The 15,733-nt window shown below is 64.0% G+C and carries 13 protein-coding genes; 4 read left to right on the top strand and 9 right to left on the bottom strand.

The features are described from left to right. The first annotated feature begins 26 nt into the window (after positions 1 to 26). The 4 genes from GLS_RS08650 (at position 27) to GLS_RS13375 (ending at position 3,095) form a co-directional block, all read left to right on the top strand. On the top strand, positions 27 to 1,127 hold the full coding sequence (locus GLS_RS08650) for a nucleoside hydrolase (RefSeq protein WP_041111917.1): 1,101 nt from the start codon (positions 27 to 29) through the stop codon (positions 1,125 to 1,127). A gap of 26 nt (positions 1,128 to 1,153) precedes the next feature. Further along, entirely contained in the window at positions 1,154 to 1,573 is a 420-nt protein-coding gene (locus tag GLS_RS08645; RefSeq protein ID WP_041111916.1) for a DUF1489 family protein, read from the top strand. Between the two features lie 161 nt (positions 1,574 to 1,734). After that, the gene (locus tag GLS_RS08640) at positions 1,735 to 2,673 is read left to right on the top strand and encodes a VOC family protein (RefSeq protein WP_226986555.1); all 939 of its coding nucleotides are present in this window, start codon (positions 1,735 to 1,737) and stop codon (positions 2,671 to 2,673) included. Continuing rightward, a complete protein-coding gene (locus GLS_RS13375) occupies positions 2,670 to 3,095 on the top strand; it encodes a hypothetical protein (RefSeq protein ID WP_155721047.1) in 426 nt (141 codons plus the stop codon). Before GLS_RS08640 ends, GLS_RS13375 begins: the two co-directional genes overlap by 4 nt. A 71-nt stretch (positions 3,096 to 3,166) precedes the next feature. Here the strand turns inward: GLS_RS13375 and GLS_RS08630 are convergent, their stop codons facing one another. The 9 genes from GLS_RS08630 to nusA all read right to left on the bottom strand — a co-directional run bounded on the left by GLS_RS08630 (position 3,167) and on the right by nusA (position 15,701). Beyond that, a complete protein-coding gene (locus GLS_RS08630) occupies positions 3,167 to 5,158 on the bottom strand; it encodes an FUSC family protein (RefSeq protein WP_041111914.1) in 1,992 nt (663 codons plus the stop codon). 3 nt (positions 5,159 to 5,161) lie between these two features. Further along, positions 5,162 to 6,580, bottom strand: coding sequence for an NAD(P)H-dependent flavin oxidoreductase (locus GLS_RS08625; RefSeq protein ID WP_011253112.1), 1,419 nt, complete (start codon positions 6,578 to 6,580; stop codon positions 5,162 to 5,164). Between the two features lie 64 nt (positions 6,581 to 6,644). Beyond that, on the bottom strand, positions 6,645 to 8,795 hold the full coding sequence (pnp, locus tag GLS_RS08620) for a polyribonucleotide nucleotidyltransferase (protein WP_041111913.1): 2,151 nt from the start codon (positions 8,793 to 8,795) through the stop codon (positions 6,645 to 6,647). A 196-nt stretch (positions 8,796 to 8,991) separates the two neighbouring features. After that, a complete protein-coding gene (gene rpsO, locus GLS_RS08615; protein ID WP_011253110.1) occupies positions 8,992 to 9,261 on the bottom strand; it encodes a 30S ribosomal protein S15 in 270 nt (89 codons plus the stop codon). After that, on the bottom strand, positions 9,221 to 10,222 hold the full coding sequence (gene truB, locus GLS_RS08610; protein WP_041111912.1) for a tRNA pseudouridine(55) synthase TruB: 1,002 nt from the start codon (positions 10,220 to 10,222) through the stop codon (positions 9,221 to 9,223). Before truB ends, rpsO begins: the two co-directional genes overlap by 41 nt. 98 nt (positions 10,223 to 10,320) lie before the next feature. After that, a complete protein-coding gene (rbfA, locus tag GLS_RS08605; RefSeq protein ID WP_011253108.1) occupies positions 10,321 to 10,749 on the bottom strand; it encodes a 30S ribosome-binding factor RbfA in 429 nt (142 codons plus the stop codon). Then, positions 10,746 to 13,499 (bottom strand): translation initiation factor IF-2, encoded by a 2,754-nt coding sequence (gene infB / locus GLS_RS08600; protein ID WP_041111911.1) that lies wholly within the window; start codon positions 13,497 to 13,499, stop codon positions 10,746 to 10,748. The genes rbfA and infB overlap by 4 nt, the downstream gene beginning before the upstream one ends. Beyond that, entirely contained in the window at positions 13,496 to 14,209 is a 714-nt protein-coding gene (locus tag GLS_RS08595; RefSeq protein ID WP_225197648.1) for an RNA-binding protein, read from the bottom strand. The genes infB and GLS_RS08595 overlap by 4 nt, the downstream gene beginning before the upstream one ends. Further along, positions 14,148 to 15,701 (bottom strand): transcription termination factor NusA, encoded by a 1,554-nt coding sequence (gene nusA / locus GLS_RS08590; protein WP_041111910.1) that lies wholly within the window; start codon positions 15,699 to 15,701, stop codon positions 14,148 to 14,150. The genes GLS_RS08595 and nusA overlap by 62 nt, the downstream gene beginning before the upstream one ends. Positions 15,702 to 15,733 lie beyond the last annotated feature (32 nt).

Below are 15,733 nucleotides of genomic sequence, written 5' to 3'. Positions count from 1 at the left end.
CGGTCTTAATCCATCTGGAAGAGACCATGCGCCGACCCATTCTCTCTGCCCTTCTGGCCGCCTGCACCGTGCTGGCCCCGCTTGCTGCTGCGAACGCTGCCCCCGCTCCGAACCCCGCTCCGAATTACGTCGTACTCGACAACGACTTCCTCGGCCCGGGCGGCTCCAACATCCAGTCCATCATTCCGCTGCTCAACCGCCCCGGTGTGACGCTGCTGGGCCTGACTTCCGTTATCGGCGATGACTGGGAAAACGCGGGCACGGCGCATGCCCTCCGCTTTCTGGAAATCGCCCGCCAGACACAGATCCCCGTCGCCGACGGCGCAACCACACCGCTGGTCAACACGGTGGCTGAGACGAAGCTGCGCGAACAGCAGTTCGGTGTCATTCCGTGGAAGGGCGCCTGGGGCGGTCTCGGCTCCATCGAGCACGTACCGGCCACGCAGCCCCCCGTCGGCAAGCTGCCGGAAGGCGCACCGCATATCGCGGCCGATCCCCTGCCGGCCGCCATGTTCCTGATCCGCGAGGTCCACGCCCATCCGCATCAGGTCACGGTCATCGCCGCAGGCCCGCTGACGAATCTTGCGCTCGCCATCCGCATTGACCCGACTTTCGCCGCAACCGCGAAACAGCTTGTCTTCATGGGTGGTCTGCTCGATGCCAGCATGATGTCCGTTACCGGAAATGCCGATTTCGCGTCCGACTTCAACATGATCATGGACCCCGAAGCCGCCCGCATCACCCTGACTGCACCCTGGGCTTCCATCACCTGCGTCGGCAACGTCTCGAACGACATCATGATGACGCCCGAACTTGCCAGCCGCATCGATGAGAAGCACAACGCCGTCACGGATTACCTGAAAAAGTATCAGGCTCCCCTGCCGCTGTGGGATGAACTGACCTCCGCCATCGCCGTTGATCCCACACTGGTCACGAAATCCGTTACGGCCGTTATGGACATCAACATCGAACATGGCATGGATTACGGCCACGCCCATATCTGGCCGGACTCCACGGCGCCGAAGGGCATGGGCCTGCGCAAGGTGAAGATCGTGCAGTCCATCGACAAGACGCGCTTCATCAATGATTTCGTCTCACAGTCCCAGAACGCTCTGGGCACGCACTAAGAGCTTAAGGAGGGCAACCGACACACATGCTGAACATCATCAAGCTGGCCGTCGGCTGCCCGAGCCTTGAAGTCCTGCGCGAGCGGCTGAACCACTACCGCGTCAACGGCCACGCCACCGTCCAGACCCGCACCATGCCCAAACGGGCCGAAGAGGTGCTGGATGGTGGCTCACTGTACCGCGTGATGGACGGCATGATCCTGTGCCGCCAGCCGATCATCGGGCTGGAATCCTGTCAGCGCTCGGATGGCAGCACGGGCACGCTGATTGTCGTGTCCGATGACATCATCCCGGTCCAGCCGCGCCCGATGCGCCCCTTTCAGGGCTGGCGCTATCTGGAACCCAAAGACGCCCCGCCGGATCTCGGCAACAGCCTGACGCAGGACGGAATTGCCGATCTTCCGCCCCAGCTGCGCCGCGAACTGGCCGAGCTGGCCCTGATCTGAGTGTCCCCGACAGGGACCTGCCTCATTTTTGCTGCATTCCGGGAACGGAATGGGACATGAAACGTCATGCCCCTATTCCGGGGAACCACAGGATGTCCCCTCTCCGCCCCATCAGGTGCCAGCAGGCGCTGCGTGCGGGCCAGAACAGAAGGAGTGCCGCCTTGCCGCCCTTTCCCCGTCCTTCCCGAGCAGGTACGGCTGCCGTCACGCTGTCAGCGGCTCTTTCCATCGGTCTCGGCCTGACAGCCCCGCTGTCCGGCGCCCATGCGCAGACGACAGCCCCGGCTCCCGCCAGCGAGACCAAGGTCCTGCCTGGCAAAATCGTCTATGCCCAGCTCACGACTCCCGATCTCGCCAGGGCCAAGGCATTCTACGGCGGCCTTCTGGGCTGGACCTTTCAGGATCGTCCCGTCTCACGCGGGCATTACGCCGAAGCCCTCGTGAACGGGCATGTTGTGGCCGGTCTGGTCGAGCGCCCCCTGCCCGACACCGACAACCCGCCCCATCCGCTCTGGCTGCCTTTCATTTCAGCGCCGGACGTCGCCGCACTGGCGAAGTCGTCGCGTCAGTGGGGCGCCAAGGTGCTGTTCCGCCCGACCATGATCCAGGGTCGGGGCGAACAGGCCATCATCGCCGATCCGCAGGGTGCCCTCTTTGCGAGCCTGCATGCCCCGCATGGCGATCCGAACGATACGGATCCTACGGTACAGGGCGACTGGATCTGGAATGCGCTCCTGACCTCCACGCCGTCTGCCAGCGCCGGGTTCTACCAGAAGCTCTTCGGCTATCAGGTCGAGGCCGCGCCGGCGCCTGACACCAACCAGCGTTACATCCTTGAATCACAGTCCGTGGCCCGTGCGACGGTCAATCCGCTCCCACCGCGTCTGCCGCCGAACGCGCGGGCCCGCTGGCTCAGCTTCGTGCAGGTGGACAGTGTGGGCAGTGCGGCCGAAAAAGCCGTGCAGCTTGGCGGCCGCGTTCTGGTCGAGCCGCATCTCGATCACCAGAACAGCATGATCGCCGTCCTTGCCGATCCGGCGGGCGCCGCCTTCGGCGTCATGGAGCTGCATGACACCGGCCTGACAGGAGACGCGAAATGATCCGTCGGACAACAAAGACCTTTGCCCGCATTGGCGGTGCGCTCTGCCTGCTCGGCATGCTGTCCGGCTGCGTCGGCTATGACGGGTATGGTTATGACGGTTACGGCGGCTATGGCGGCGGTGGCTATTATGGCGGCTACGATACCGGCTGGGGCGGTGGCTGGGGTGGCGGCTGGGGCCCGGGCTATGGCGTCGGTCCCTATCGCGGACGTGGCCCTGGCGGTGGACGCGGACCCGGCGGGCGTGGTCCCGGCGGGGGCGGCCCGGGTGGCGGAGGCCATATGGGCGGCGGCGGTCATGGTGGTGGACCCGGCGGCCCAGGTGGCGGCGGTCCGGGTGGCGGGGGTGGCCATGGCGGCGGTCCCGGCGGCGGAGGCGGCCACGGTGGTGGCGGGGGTCATGGTGGCGGGGGCCATCACTGACGCCCGCGCTTCTTTCGGAGCCTGAGGCACCAACGGGGGGAGACGGAGTTCCGTCTCCCCCCGTCGTGTTTTCAGGAAGCGGCGCGATCCCCGCGCCCGGCCCGTTCCAGAGCCGCGATCTCGGCCATGATTTCCCCGTTCTGGATCTTCAGGGCGACATCTGCCAGCGGGCCACCCGCTTCTAGAGCTGCCGCCGTAGCGCTCCAGCGCTCACCAGCCTGCGCATCGCCCTCACACAGACCGGCAGAGATATCGAAACGCAGCAGGGTCGCCTCGCCGCTCAGCCGGCGCAGCGCCCGCAGCAGCGCGTGGGCCTGCGTCGCGCGTTCTCCGACGGCGGATACACCTCCCAGAACGGGCAGCGAGCCCCGGGCGAACTCCGCCCGCGTCGTATCAATGCCGGCCTGACGCTGGATGCGGTCCGTCATGACGGGATCTTCCCGTTTCAGAACGGCCGCCAGATAACGCAGATTTCCAACCACAGCCGTCTGCAACAGACCGTCCATGTCCTGCCCCCGCCGCTGCGGACAGACCATGAAGGCGCAGAGCAGACCGATCACGCTGCCAAGCGTGTTGTCGAGCATCCGCATCCAGGCCACGCCCTGCGACGGCATGATCATTTCCGTCACGACGATGAACTGCGCGCTGATGAACACGACGAGCATGGTGTAATTGACCGCCCGCATGGCGATGGCACCGATCACGAACACCGCCACCGCCGCCAGCATCTGGGCCGAGCCCGGCAGGAACGGCGTCAGCAGCAGCGCCAAGACGCCACCGCCCACGGTCCCGAGCACACGCTCCAGCGCCCGCACCAGCGTCGTCTGTCCGGAGGGCTGGATCACCAGCAGCACCGCCACCAGCGCCCAGAACCCGTAATCTAGTCCCAGCCACCAGGTGGTCATGTAGGTCGCCAGCAGACCGACCACGAGGCGCAGCGTATGCTGCCAGATCGCCGGCGTCAGCCGAGCGACATGGCGGGGCAGTTCGGCATCGAATGGCAGGCGCTCCTTTTGCGCGAGCCCTTCGGCCAGCGTCCCCAGTGTCCGCGCACTGGTCGCGACCAGTTCCCCGATCGGTCCCGCCGTCGCGGGAATGCTCCCCGCAAGCGCCAGCCCCTCAGAGGCCAGATGGCCAAGGTCCGGTGCGGGGTCGAGTGCGGCGTCACTGGCATGCTGGCAAAGCGCGGAAAAAGCCGCCAGCGTCCCCCGCGCCTCAAAATCCAGACCGCGCGTCTCAACGAGATGCTCAACAGCCAGCATGGCGGTGAACAAACGCTCCGCCCCGGCCAGGGACGCAATCAGACGCCCGCGCATGCCATAACTCGCATGCCCGGCATCGATCTGAAGCGCCATCCCGCGCGCACGCTCGATTGCCGTGCGGACGTTCTGCCGGTGCACGGTTTCCTGAAGCCGCCCTGCTGCGATCTCGCCCGCCATGACCGACAGCAGCCGGTAACAGCCCCCCACGGCCCGCCGCGCGGGTGCATAGGGATGCAGTGGCCAGATGACGAGACACAGGAGCGTGGCCCACAGGCCGCCGCCCCCGAATGCCCCACCAATGACAAGAGCATCCTGAAGCCCATGGGCCGGGAACCCCGTCCCCGCGAGCATCACGCAACCCAGAAGCGCGCAGAGCAGCGCCATGGACGGTATCAGCGCGCGGGCCATACCCACCAGCAGGCCTGTCAGGACCAGCCAGGGCAGCACGCCCCAGAGCGGATACACGGCGATGAGGGACGTCACGCCCCCCAGGATCGCGCCGGCGACCGTAAACAGTCCGAGAATGCGGAGCTGCTCGCGGGCCGTCCCGCCCGGCTCGATCAGGCAGCTCCAGAACGCCGCAAACGCAGCCCAGGCCAGCACGGCCTGATGTTCATAAATTGCGGGAAGAAGCGCCACGACCGTGGCAACCGCGGCCCGGCTCCCTTCGGCCGGAGCGATCTGCTCCGGACTGACAGGGACCGAGTGCCGCGCCAGAAACTGCGTCAGAAAGTCGAACGGCCTGCCCCGATTCAGGGCAGGCCGGGACGACGGACCAGAGGAGAGAGGGTCACGGACCATGTCTCAGCGACCGGTCAGGATACGCTCCACGAGCTGGCCGACCGTCGGGACAAAGCCGTTCGCGTAGAACGGATCCGTCCCGAAGCGCCACGCATTCGTGCCGCCGAACATAAGGTTGTGGTCCATGATCACATCGTCATCCGCTCCGGGCGGGATGTGGGAAATGGTCTGGAGCGTCTTCTGGATGCAGAAGGAACGCGGGTCAGCCTTCTGGCCCGTCGTGTACGGCTCTTTCTGCATCCAGTTGGAGAAGCGGCACTGCGACAGGCAGCCCATGCAGGCCGTCTGGTCCGCCAGGATCTCGCGGGCGCTTTCCGGCGTCACGAAAACCAGCGTGTCATCCGGTGTGCGCAGGGCCTCGGTGAAGCCAGCGGCTTCCCATTCGGCAATGCGCGGACGATCGGCCGCCGGCACAAAGACTTCGCGCTTGCGGGCACCGACGCCGTAAGACGCCTCATATCCGTCACCGGATTCCTGACTGTACGGCACCTGACGCTCGGAGCGGTCGCGCAGATCGTTCAGGAAGCTGTTCTTGACGGCCGAGGAGTAGAACCCGGTCGGGGAGAAGCGGTTGAGATACACATCCCCCTTCTTCAGCGTCAGGAGACGGCGCTTCCAGGCATTGGGGATCGGGCTTTCCTGCGTCAGGAGCGGACGGGTTCCGAACTGGAACGCGATTGGCCCCAGTTCCGGATTGCCGATCCAGTCCTGCCATTCCTCAAGATGCCAGACGCCACCCGCCATGATGATCGGCGTCTCGCCCAGACCATAATTGCGCATGACGCGGCGCAGTTCGAGAACGCGCGGATAGGGATCTTCCGGAGACAGCGGATTTTCCGTGTTGGACAGGCCGTTATGGCCACCCGCACGCCACGGATCCTCGTAGACAACGCCACCCAGCAGTTCGGGCGCCTTGCTGTAAGCACGGCGCCACAGGGCGTTGAAGGCGCGTCCAGAGGACACGATCGGATAATACGGAATGCCGAAGCGGACCGCGATGTCGGACAGGCGATACGGCATGCCCGCACCACAGGTCACGCCATGTACCAGTCCGGGAGCCCCTTCGAGGATCCCGATGATGACTTCCTCGGCCCCGCCCATTTCCCACAGGATATTGACGTTGATCCGGCCCTTGCCGCCCGAGATGTCGTGAGCAATTTTCGCCTGGGCGATGCCGCCGTCGATCGCGTAGCGGATCAGCTCCTGCTGGCGCTCGCGGCGCGTGCGACCGTGATAGATCTGCGGAACGGGATTGCCGTCCTGATCGTAGCTGTCCGCATTGACGGCCGAGATGGTTCCGATCCCACCGGCGGCAGCCCAGTGTCCGGCCGAGACGCCCGTGGAGACGGAAACACCTTTGCCCCCTTCGATCAGAGGCAGCACATCCTGACCACCAAAACGGAGGGTATCAATAGATTTCATGGGGACTGGCTGTCTCCGAAACTCAGAAAAAAAAGGCGGGGCCTTGCGAGCCCCGCCCCAACACTCATTCGGCGTCGCGACGGGGCGGACGGCCAGGCTTGGCCCCCACACTCTCCGTAATATCGGCGCCCGTGGCCTGATCGACAACCCTCATGGAGAGCTTGACCTTGCCGCGGTCATCAAATCCGATGACCTTGACCTTCACGGCATCGCCCTGCTTGACGACATCGGACGTCTTCGCAACGCGGCCTTCAGCCAGCTCGGAGATGTGAACCAGACCGTCCCGCGGGCCGAGGAAGTTCACGAACGCACCGAAATCGGCGGTCTTGACGACCTTGCCGTCATAGATGCGGCCGATTTCCGGCTCGGCGACGATGCCTTCGATGCGGGCGATGGCCTTCTGGGCCTGCTCGTCATTCGAAGCAGCGATCGTCACGGTGCCATCATCACCGATATCGACCTTCGCGCCCGAATATTCGACGATCTCGCGGATCACCTTGCCACCGGAACCGATCACATCACGGATCTTTTCCTTCGGCACAGAGATCGTCGTGATCTTCGGAGCATTGCCCGAAACTTCGCCACGGCCTTCCGTCAGAGCCTTGGCCATTTCGCCGAGGATGTGGATACGGCCTTCACGGGCCTGCTCCAGAGCGATCTTCATGATTTCCGGCGTGATGGACGTGATCTTGATGTCCATCTGCAGCGCGGTCACACCGTCTGCCGTACCGGCCACCTTGAAGTCCATGTCGCCGAGGTGATCTTCATCACCCAGGATGTCGGACAGCACGGCGTAACCACGGTCTTCCTTGATCAGACCCATGGCAATGCCGGCAACCGGACGCGGCAGGGGAACGCCGGCATCCATCAGGGCGAGCGAGGAGCCGCAGACGGTTGCCATGGAAGACGAGCCGTTGCTTTCCGTGATCTCGGAAACCACACGCATCGTGTACGGGAAGGCTTCCTTGCTCGGCAGCAGCGGGTGGATTGCGCGCCATGCCAGCTTGCCGTGACCGATCTCACGACGGCCCGGGGAGCCCATGCGGCCACACTCACCGACCGAGTACGGCGGGAAGTTGTAGTGCAGCATGAAGTTGGAACGGTATTCACCTTCCAGCGCGTCGATGATCTGCTCGTCCTGACCCGTGCCGAGCGTTGCAACCACGAGGGCCTGCGTCTCACCACGCGTGAACAGGGAAGACCCATGGGCGCGCGGCAGGATGCCGACTTCGGCCAGGATCGGACGGACCGTCTTCAGGTCACGGCCATCGATACGGATGCCCGTCTTGAGGATGGAGCCGCGAACGACCTGTGCCTCAAGCTCCTTGAGCATCGGCTTGGCCAGTTCGACGTCCAGACCTTCCTCGGCCAGGATCTCGTTGATCCGGTCCTTGGCTTCGGCGACCTTCTTGTAACGGGCCTGCTTCTGACGCTCCTTGTAGGCGTCCGCCATCAGCTTATTGCCGACCTTCTCGACGCGCTTGCGAAGGGCGATTTCTTCCTTCGTCAGCGACGGCAGATCCCACGGTGCCTTCGCAGCGTGCTCGGCGAGCGCGATGATGGCATCGATGACCGGCTGGAAGGACGTGTGACCCAGCGTGACGGCTTCGAGCATCGTCTCTTCCGAAAGCTCGCTGGCTTCAGATTCAACCATCAGAACGCCTTCGGCCGTACCGGCGACCATCAGGTCGAGCGTGCTGTCCTTGATCTCGTCATGCGTCGGGTTCACGACCAGCTTGCCGTCGATGCGGCCGATGCGCGCGCAGGCGACCGGGCCGAAGAACGGAATGCCGGAGAGCGTCAGCGCAGCCGAGCAGCCGATCAGCGACACGAGGGCCGGATCGTTCTCGTTGTCGTAGCTCAGGACCGTTGCGGTGATCTGGACTTCGTTGCGGAAGTTCTCCGGGAACAGCGGACGGATCGGACGGTCGATCAGACGTGCGTTCAGGACTTCGGCTTCAGACGGACGGCCTTCACGCTTGAAGAACCCACCTGGGATCTTGCCGGCGGCGTAAGCCTTTTCCTGGTAGTTGACCGTCAGCGGGAAGAAGTCCTGTCCCGGCTTGACGCTTTTGGCACCAACGGCGGTGCAGAGCACGACCGTGTCGCCATAAGTAATCATGACCGCGCCATCTGCCTGGCGTGCGACCTTGCCGGTCTCCAGGATCAGGGGGCGTCCGGCCCATTCGATTTCCTTGCGGAAATAATCAAACATGCATGTTTTCCCAAATTAAGGATGAAACCATCCCCGGGCGTCCGGCAGGTGGCGGAGCAGCGTTTCGGACGGCATGGCGGTGATGACGGGAAGCCCCCGACATGACACCATGTGGCCTGAAACGCCGGTCGCGCACCCGCACCGCCGGACAGGCGATGGCGGGATGTCCGGGAGCAGGCTCCCGGACAGATCTAGCTCAGCGACGCAGGCCGAGACGCTCGATCAGGCTCTGGTAACGGGCCTGGTCCTTGCGCTTCAGATAGTCCAGCAGGCTACGACGCTGACCGACCATCATCAGAAGACCACGACGGGAGTGGAAGTCCTTCTTGTGGGTCTTCAGGTGCTCGGTCAGGTTGACGATACGCTCGGACAGGATTGCAACCTGCACTTCCGGCGAACCCGTATCCGTCTCGCTCTGCTTGTACTCAGAAATCAGTGCCGTGCGGCGTTCTGCGGTAATCGACATCGTGTTCTCCAAAAAACTCGTGGTTTTCCAGCATACGCGCTGCCCTGAGCCGCCCATGACGGACATGACACAGACCCAGCACGTGCTCTCCGATCATCGCGCGCCACAGATGGTCTTCCCCCTGCGACGATGCCGGCAGAGGATGCACGAGGTCCGCGGGGTCTATCGACTGCCCCCAGACAAGCATCCTTCCCTCCGCATCGGTGACGGCCAGCGCCGGGATGTCGACCAGCGCGGTCGCCGCATCCAGCAGAGGAGCCGGAAGAGCATCGGCCTTGTCCACAGTTTGAGTCGATTTGTCCAGTGATATCTGATCGATCGTCAGTGCGTGGCTCAGATCGAACGGCCCGCACTTCGTCCGCCGCAGCACCGAAATATGCCCGACCGTTCCACAGGCCAGCGCGATGTCACGCGCGAGCGAGCGCATATAGACGCCCTTGCCCGACTGCACGTCAAAGACGGCCGTATCCGCATCCGGACGTTCCACCAGCGTTATCGAATCGATCCGCGCCGGACGCGGCGGAAGTTCAGGCGGACGGCCGGCCCGCGCCATGTCATAGGCCCTCTCCCCCCCGACCCGGAGTGCCGAAAAAACTGGAGGCACCTGCATGACATTTCCGGTGAGCGCGGGCAGAACGGCACGGATCTGGTCATCGGTCGGGCGGTTCGGGGATGTCGCCAGAACCTCGCCTTCAAGATCATCCGTCGTCCGGCTTTCACCGAAAGTCAGGGTAAAGCGGTAACGCTTTGTCGCGTCCATGATGTAGGGAATGGTCCGAGTGGCCTTGCCGAACGCGATCGGAAGCACGCCGGAGGCCAGCGGATCGAGCGTCCCGCCATGACCGGCCTTTTTCGCATCAAAAGCCCATCGCAGCTTGTTGACCATATCCGTGGAGGTCGGCCCCAGCGGCTTGTCGAGAATCAGCCACCCGTCGATATCGCGTCCACGTTTCCTGCCCATACATCCCGTCCTTGCTTTTGAAGGCCGCTGATAGACCAGCAGGGGGCCGGAATGCAAAAACGCCCCTCACCGAAGGTGAGAGGCGTTTTCTGAAAAAGTCACTCGGGCTTGGAGTTCAGATCCCGCTGGACTTCCGGAGACCGCATGATCTCGTCGAGTTCCATGGCGTTATCCAGCGCCGTATCGGGCTGGAAGTGGATCTCCGGCACCGTCCGGAGATTGAGAGCCTTGGAAAGCCCCGTTCTCAGGAAAGGCGCCACCCGCTTTAGGGCGGGCAGGAGAACTTCCACATCGCTCCGTCCCAGACGCGTCACGAAAGCCGTGGCATGTCTGAAATCGGGGGAGATGCGGACTTCCGTCACCGTAATCCGCACATCCAGGAGTTCCGGATCGCGGAATTCGGTCCGGGCGAACAGCTCCGCCAGAACCCGACGGACCTCTTCGGCCACCCGGAGCTGGCGGGTGCTGGGCCCGTGAGCGGAGACGCCCGCGGGACCTTTCACGTCATGTCTGGAACGGGAGCTCAAGCCGGGATCACTTCCATTTCATAGCACTCGACCATGTCGCCTTCGCGCAGGTCGTTATAACCTGCGAAAGACAGACCACACTCATAACCGCGTGCCACTTCCTTGACGTCATCCTTGAAGCGCTTGAGCTGGCTCAGCTCGCCTTCATGAATGACCACGTTGTCACGCAGCAGACGCACGCCACAGCCGCGCTTGACGAGACCTTCGGTGACATAGCAACCCGCGACCTTGCCGGTCTTGGTGATGTTGAACACCTGACGGACCTCTGCGTAGCCGAGGAACTTCTCGCGATGCTTCGGCGCAACCTTGCCCTTGACCAGCTGCTCCACGTCATCCGCCACCTGGTAGATGATCGAGTAGTAGCGGATGTCCACACCCTCGCGCTGGGCCAGTTCACGGGCCTGCGTGGTTGCACGGACATTGAAGGCTACGATGATGGCGTCGGAAGCCTTGGCAAGCTGGATGTCGCTTTCCGTGATCTGACCGACACTGGCGTTCAGGACGCGGACAGCCACTTCTTCATGGGCCAGCTTCTGCACGGTCGTGGAAATGGCTTCCGCCGAACCCTGCACGTCAGCCTTGATGAGAAGGGCAACTTCCTTCTGCACACCGGCCTGGATCCGGGCCAGCATCTGATCGAGCGTTCCACGGGCCGCAACCTGCGACGCCGCTTCCTTCTCCTTGATCTTCCGCTGACGGAACTCGCTGATCTCACGGGCCCGCGCATCGTTTTCGACAACGACGAACGGCTCACCCGCACCCGGCACCCCCGTCAGGCCGAGCACTTCGACCGGCATGGACGGACCGGCTTCCTTGACCTGACGGCCACGGTCATCGAGCACCGCACGGACACGGCCCCATTCGGCACCGGCCACCACGATGTCACCCCGGCGCAGCGTGCCCTTCTGGACGAGAACGGCGGCAACAGGGCCACGTCCACGATCCAGACGGCTTTCGATCACCACACCTTCGGCCACGCGATCCGGATTGGCCTTCAGATCCAGCATTTCGGACTGGAGCAGGATGCACTCTTCGAGCTTATCCAGACCGATCCGCTTCAGAGCCGAAACCTCGACGTCCTGGGTGTCGCCACCCATTTCCTCGACCACGATCTCGTGGTTCAGCAGTTCCTGACGCACGCGGTTCGGATTGGCACCCGGCTTGTCGATCTTGTTGATCGCCACGATGATCGGAGCATTGGCCGCCTTGGCGTGCTTGATGGCTTCGATCGTCTGCGGCATCACACCGTCATCCGCAGCCACTACCAGCACCACGATATCCGTCACGGATGCACCGCGGGCACGCATGGAGGTGAAGGCCTCATGACCCGGCGTATCGATGAAGGTGATCTTCTTCCCGGACGGCGCCGTGATCTGATACGCGCCGATATGCTGCGTGATGCCACCGGCTTCACTTGCAGCCACATCCGTGGTGCGCAGCGCATCGAGCAGGGAGGTCTTGCCGTGATCGACATGACCCATGACCGTGACGACCGGAGCACGGGGCTTCAGATCGTCAGCGTTGTCTTCAACACCCTCGATACCGATTTCAACATCGCTTTCGGAAACGCGCTTGATGCGGTGGCCGAATTCCTCGACCACGAGTTCGGCGGTATCGCCGTCGATGCTCTGCGCGGCCGTCGCCATGACGCCCATCTTCATGAGCGCCTTGATGACTTCACCCTGACGGGCCGCCATACGGTTGGCCAGCTCGGCGACCGTGATGGTCTCCGGAACAATGACGTCACGGACGACGCGGACCTGATCGGAGCGCAGACGCTCCAGCTCGGCCTGACGACGCTCGCGGTCACGCTGGCGACGGACCGAAGCCAGCGAACGCGTCTTGTCGTCATCACCTTCGATCGCGGCGCGGACGTCGATGCGACCCGAACGGCGATCGCTGCCGCCACCCTTGCGGGACGGAGCGGACGGACGACGCGGCGGAGCTGGCGGAGCACCAGGACCGCTGCGACGCGGTGCGGGACGACGCTCGTCGTCACCACCGGCGGCAGCGCCGGAACGCAGATGCAGCGTCTCGTTGTTACGGGCCGGCGCAGCGGCTGCCGGACGGGACGGCTGGACCGGACGCGGCGGCATGATGGCACGCTCGGCGAGCGGACGCAGACGCTGGACCGGAGCGGCAAGCTGCACGCCGCCGGTCGAATGGCTGCGCGGATCGAGCGGAGCCGAACGTGCGGCTTCCTCGGCTTCACGGGCGGCTGCTTCGGCAGCGGCCTGCTCGGCAGCACGTGCCGCAGCTTCAGCCGCAGCCTGTTCGCGGGCAGCCTGCTGTTCGCTTTCCTTCAGAGCCGCGATTTCCGCAGCCTTCTGTTCGCTGATCAGACGCTCTTCCTCGGCGGCGCGACGCGCGGCCTCGGCGGCAGACATGATCTGGATCTTTTCTTCCTCACGCCGTGCAGCCTCTTCGGCCGCAGCCTTGCGCTGCAGCTCGAGGGCGCGCTGGCGGGCTGCCAGCTCGGCTGCCGTCAGGGCACGACCACCCGCACGGCCACCACGGGCCGCCGCACCGGCACCCGGGCCAGCCGCATTGCGCTTGGGCTTGCGGACCTCAACCTGCACGACCTTGGAACGGCCATGGCTGAAGCTCTGACGCACGGAGCCGGCATCCACAGTACGCCCGACCTCCTGGCGTCCAGCAGGGCGAAGCGACAGGCGGCTGCTTCTGGTCTGTTCGCCGCCCTGTGATGGGGTGTTGTTTCCGTCCTGGTTGCGCTCGTTGCCGTCGCTCATAGTTCCGCCTGTTCCTTACTGACCCCTGCGGGGTCTGGGAGCGGACGTCCTGCCACTCCCGAAAATCTCTCATGTTCGGCGATCAGGCGCTGTGCCAGCGCTCCTGGCGCCATCACCGCATAGACCGCCCGGTCCCGGCTGAACGCCGATTCCAGGACCCGATCGGGAACTGTCACCACCGGCAGAGAACGCCGGCCCGACACCAGTCTGGAGAACTCGTCCGGGCTTGCACTTTCCGAACGGATCACCACCCCTACCCTGCCTGAAGTGAGCCACTCCCGGCATTTCTGAAACCCGCAGACCGTCTGACCCGCCCTGCGAGCCAAGCTGACTGCGTCCAGCATCCGCTGCACCAGCGCGGCCTCGACCAGATCGGCCAGGCCGTCCGGTACGATCACCTGGGCTTTGGCCGCTCTGGCAAAAGCCTGTCGTGTGCGGGCGCTATCTAACACATCCCGGCTGGCACTCAACCACATTCCCCGACCCGGAAGTTTTCCGGCGAGGTCGGGAACAACCCGGTTATCCGGGCTGACCACGAAACGGATCATGCCTTCAGGCGGCTTCTGCTCTCGTGTCACGATGCATCGCCGCTCCGAGCCGCGACGCCCTAGAGCGCCACGAACGGGACCATTATCAGTATCAGAAATATCAGACGTTGGTCGACTCCCCGTCACCGTTTTCGGGCTTTGCCGAGTCGGCTTCTTCACCATCGAACCAGTGCGCACGCGCTGCCATGATGATCTCGTTGGCGGCATCTTCGTCGATGGCCTCCTCACCGAGGATCTCCACCAGCTCGTCGCCTGCCAGATCAGCAAGATCGTCGAGCGTTTTCACGCCCTTCTCGCCCAGCGTCACCAGCATCTGGTTCGTAAATGTTCCCAGCTCGGCCACGTCATCCGTGACACCCAGCGCCTTGCGCTGGTCGTCCAGGGCCTGTTCCTTGCTGGCCAGATAGTCGTTGGCGCGATGCATCAGCTCTTCAGCCACGCTCTCGTCAAAACCTTCGATATCGTTCAGCTCGCCCGGATCGGTGTAGGCCAGTTCCTCGATCGTGTGGAAGCCTTCCGTCACCAGCAGGCCCGCGATCACGTCATCGACGTCCAGCGCCTCGACGAACTGCGAGGAGCGCTTGCGGAACTCTTCCTGACGACGCTCCGATTCCTCGGCCTCCGTCAGAATGTCGATGTCCCAGCGCGTCAGCTGGCTGGCCAGACGCACGTTCTGGCCACGGCGGCCGATGGCGAGCGAAAGCTGCTCGTCCGGCACCACAACTTCGACGCGGCCTGCTTCCTCATCCATCACCACCTTGCTGACTTCAGCCGGGGCCAGCGCATTGACGACGAACGTCGCAGCCTGCGGGCTCCAGGGGATGATGTCGATCTTCTCGCCCTGCAGTTCGGCCACGACGGCCTGAACGCGGGAACCGCGCATACCGACGCAGGCACCGACCGGGTCGATTGCCGCATCGCGGGAAATCACGGCCATCTTGGCGCGCGATCCCGGATCACGGGACACGGCCTTGATCTCGATGATGCCGTCGTAGATTTCCGGAACTTCCTGTGCAAACAGCTTGGCCAGGAAGGCCGGATGCGTGCGGGACAGGAAGATCTGCGGGCCGCGCGGCTCGTCACGCACATCATAGATGTAAGCGCGGACGCGGTCGGAATTGCGGAAGGATTCGCGGGGAATCAGCTCGTCGCGACGCAGCAGGGCTTCCGTATGGCCGATCTCGACCATGAGATTGCCATACTCGGTCCGCTTGACGGTGCCGTTGACGATCTCGCCCACGCGGTCCTTGAACTCGTTATACTGGCGCTTGCGCTCGTATTCGCGCACGCGCTGCACGATGACCTGCTTGGCCGTCTGCGCTGCGATACGACCGAAATCGATCGGGGGCAGCGGATCGACCAGATGCTCGCCGGCCTGGATTTCCGGCTGGAACTTGCGGGCGATGTGCAGCGGGATCTGGGTGTCCTCGTTCTCCACATGCTCGACCGCTTCGGTCCAGCGGCTCAGGCGGACTTCGCCCGTCTTGCGGTCGATCGTCGCGCGGATGTCCTTTTCATGCCCGTACTTCGCGCGGCCAGCCTTCTGGATGGCCTGCTCCATGGCTTCGAGCACTTCCTCGCGGTCGATGTTCTTCTCGCGGGATACTGCATCGGCAACCAGCAGCAGTTCGGGACGTGTAACAGACGTGTCCATCAGATCGGACCTCCAGCCAGCATGAGACGGGT

It is taken from the genome of Gluconobacter oxydans DSM 3504 (assembly GCF_000583855.1).
GTDB lineage: Bacteria > Pseudomonadota > Alphaproteobacteria > Acetobacterales > Acetobacteraceae > Gluconobacter > Gluconobacter oxydans.
This window is presented reverse-complemented; position numbering and strand designations above follow the sequence as displayed.

Bases quoted from the DNA above. Each gene is read 5' to 3' on its own strand.
- GLS_RS08650 (WP_041111917.1), top strand. From the start codon at position 27: ATGCGCCGACCCATTCTCTCTGCCCTTCTGGCCGCCTGCACCGTGCTG.
- GLS_RS08645 (WP_041111916.1), top strand. From the start codon at position 1,154: ATGCTGAACATCATCAAGCTGGCCGTCGGCTGCCCGAGCCTTGAAGTC.
- GLS_RS13375 (WP_155721047.1), top strand. From the start codon at position 2,670: ATGATCCGTCGGACAACAAAGACCTTTGCCCGCATTGGCGGTGCGCTC.
- GLS_RS08630 (WP_041111914.1), bottom strand. From the start codon at position 5,158: ATGGTCCGTGACCCTCTCTCCTCTGGTCCGTCGTCCCGGCCTGCCCTG.
- GLS_RS08625 (WP_011253112.1), bottom strand. From the start codon at position 6,580: ATGAAATCTATTGATACCCTCCGTTTTGGTGGTCAGGATGTGCTGCCT.
- pnp (WP_041111913.1), bottom strand. From the start codon at position 8,795: ATGTTTGATTATTTCCGCAAGGAAATCGAATGGGCCGGACGCCCCCTG.
- rpsO (WP_011253110.1), bottom strand. From the start codon at position 9,261: ATGTCGATTACCGCAGAACGCCGCACGGCACTGATTTCTGAGTACAAG.
- truB (WP_041111912.1), bottom strand. From the start codon at position 10,222: ATGGGCAGGAAACGTGGACGCGATATCGACGGGTGGCTGATTCTCGAC.
- infB (WP_041111911.1), bottom strand. From the start codon at position 13,499: ATGAGCGACGGCAACGAGCGCAACCAGGACGGAAACAACACCCCATCA.
- GLS_RS08595 (WP_225197648.1), bottom strand. From the start codon at position 14,209: ATGGTGAAGAAGCCGACTCGGCAAAGCCCGAAAACGGTGACGGGGAGT.
- nusA (WP_041111910.1), bottom strand. From the start codon at position 15,701: ATGGACACGTCTGTTACACGTCCCGAACTGCTGCTGGTTGCCGATGCA.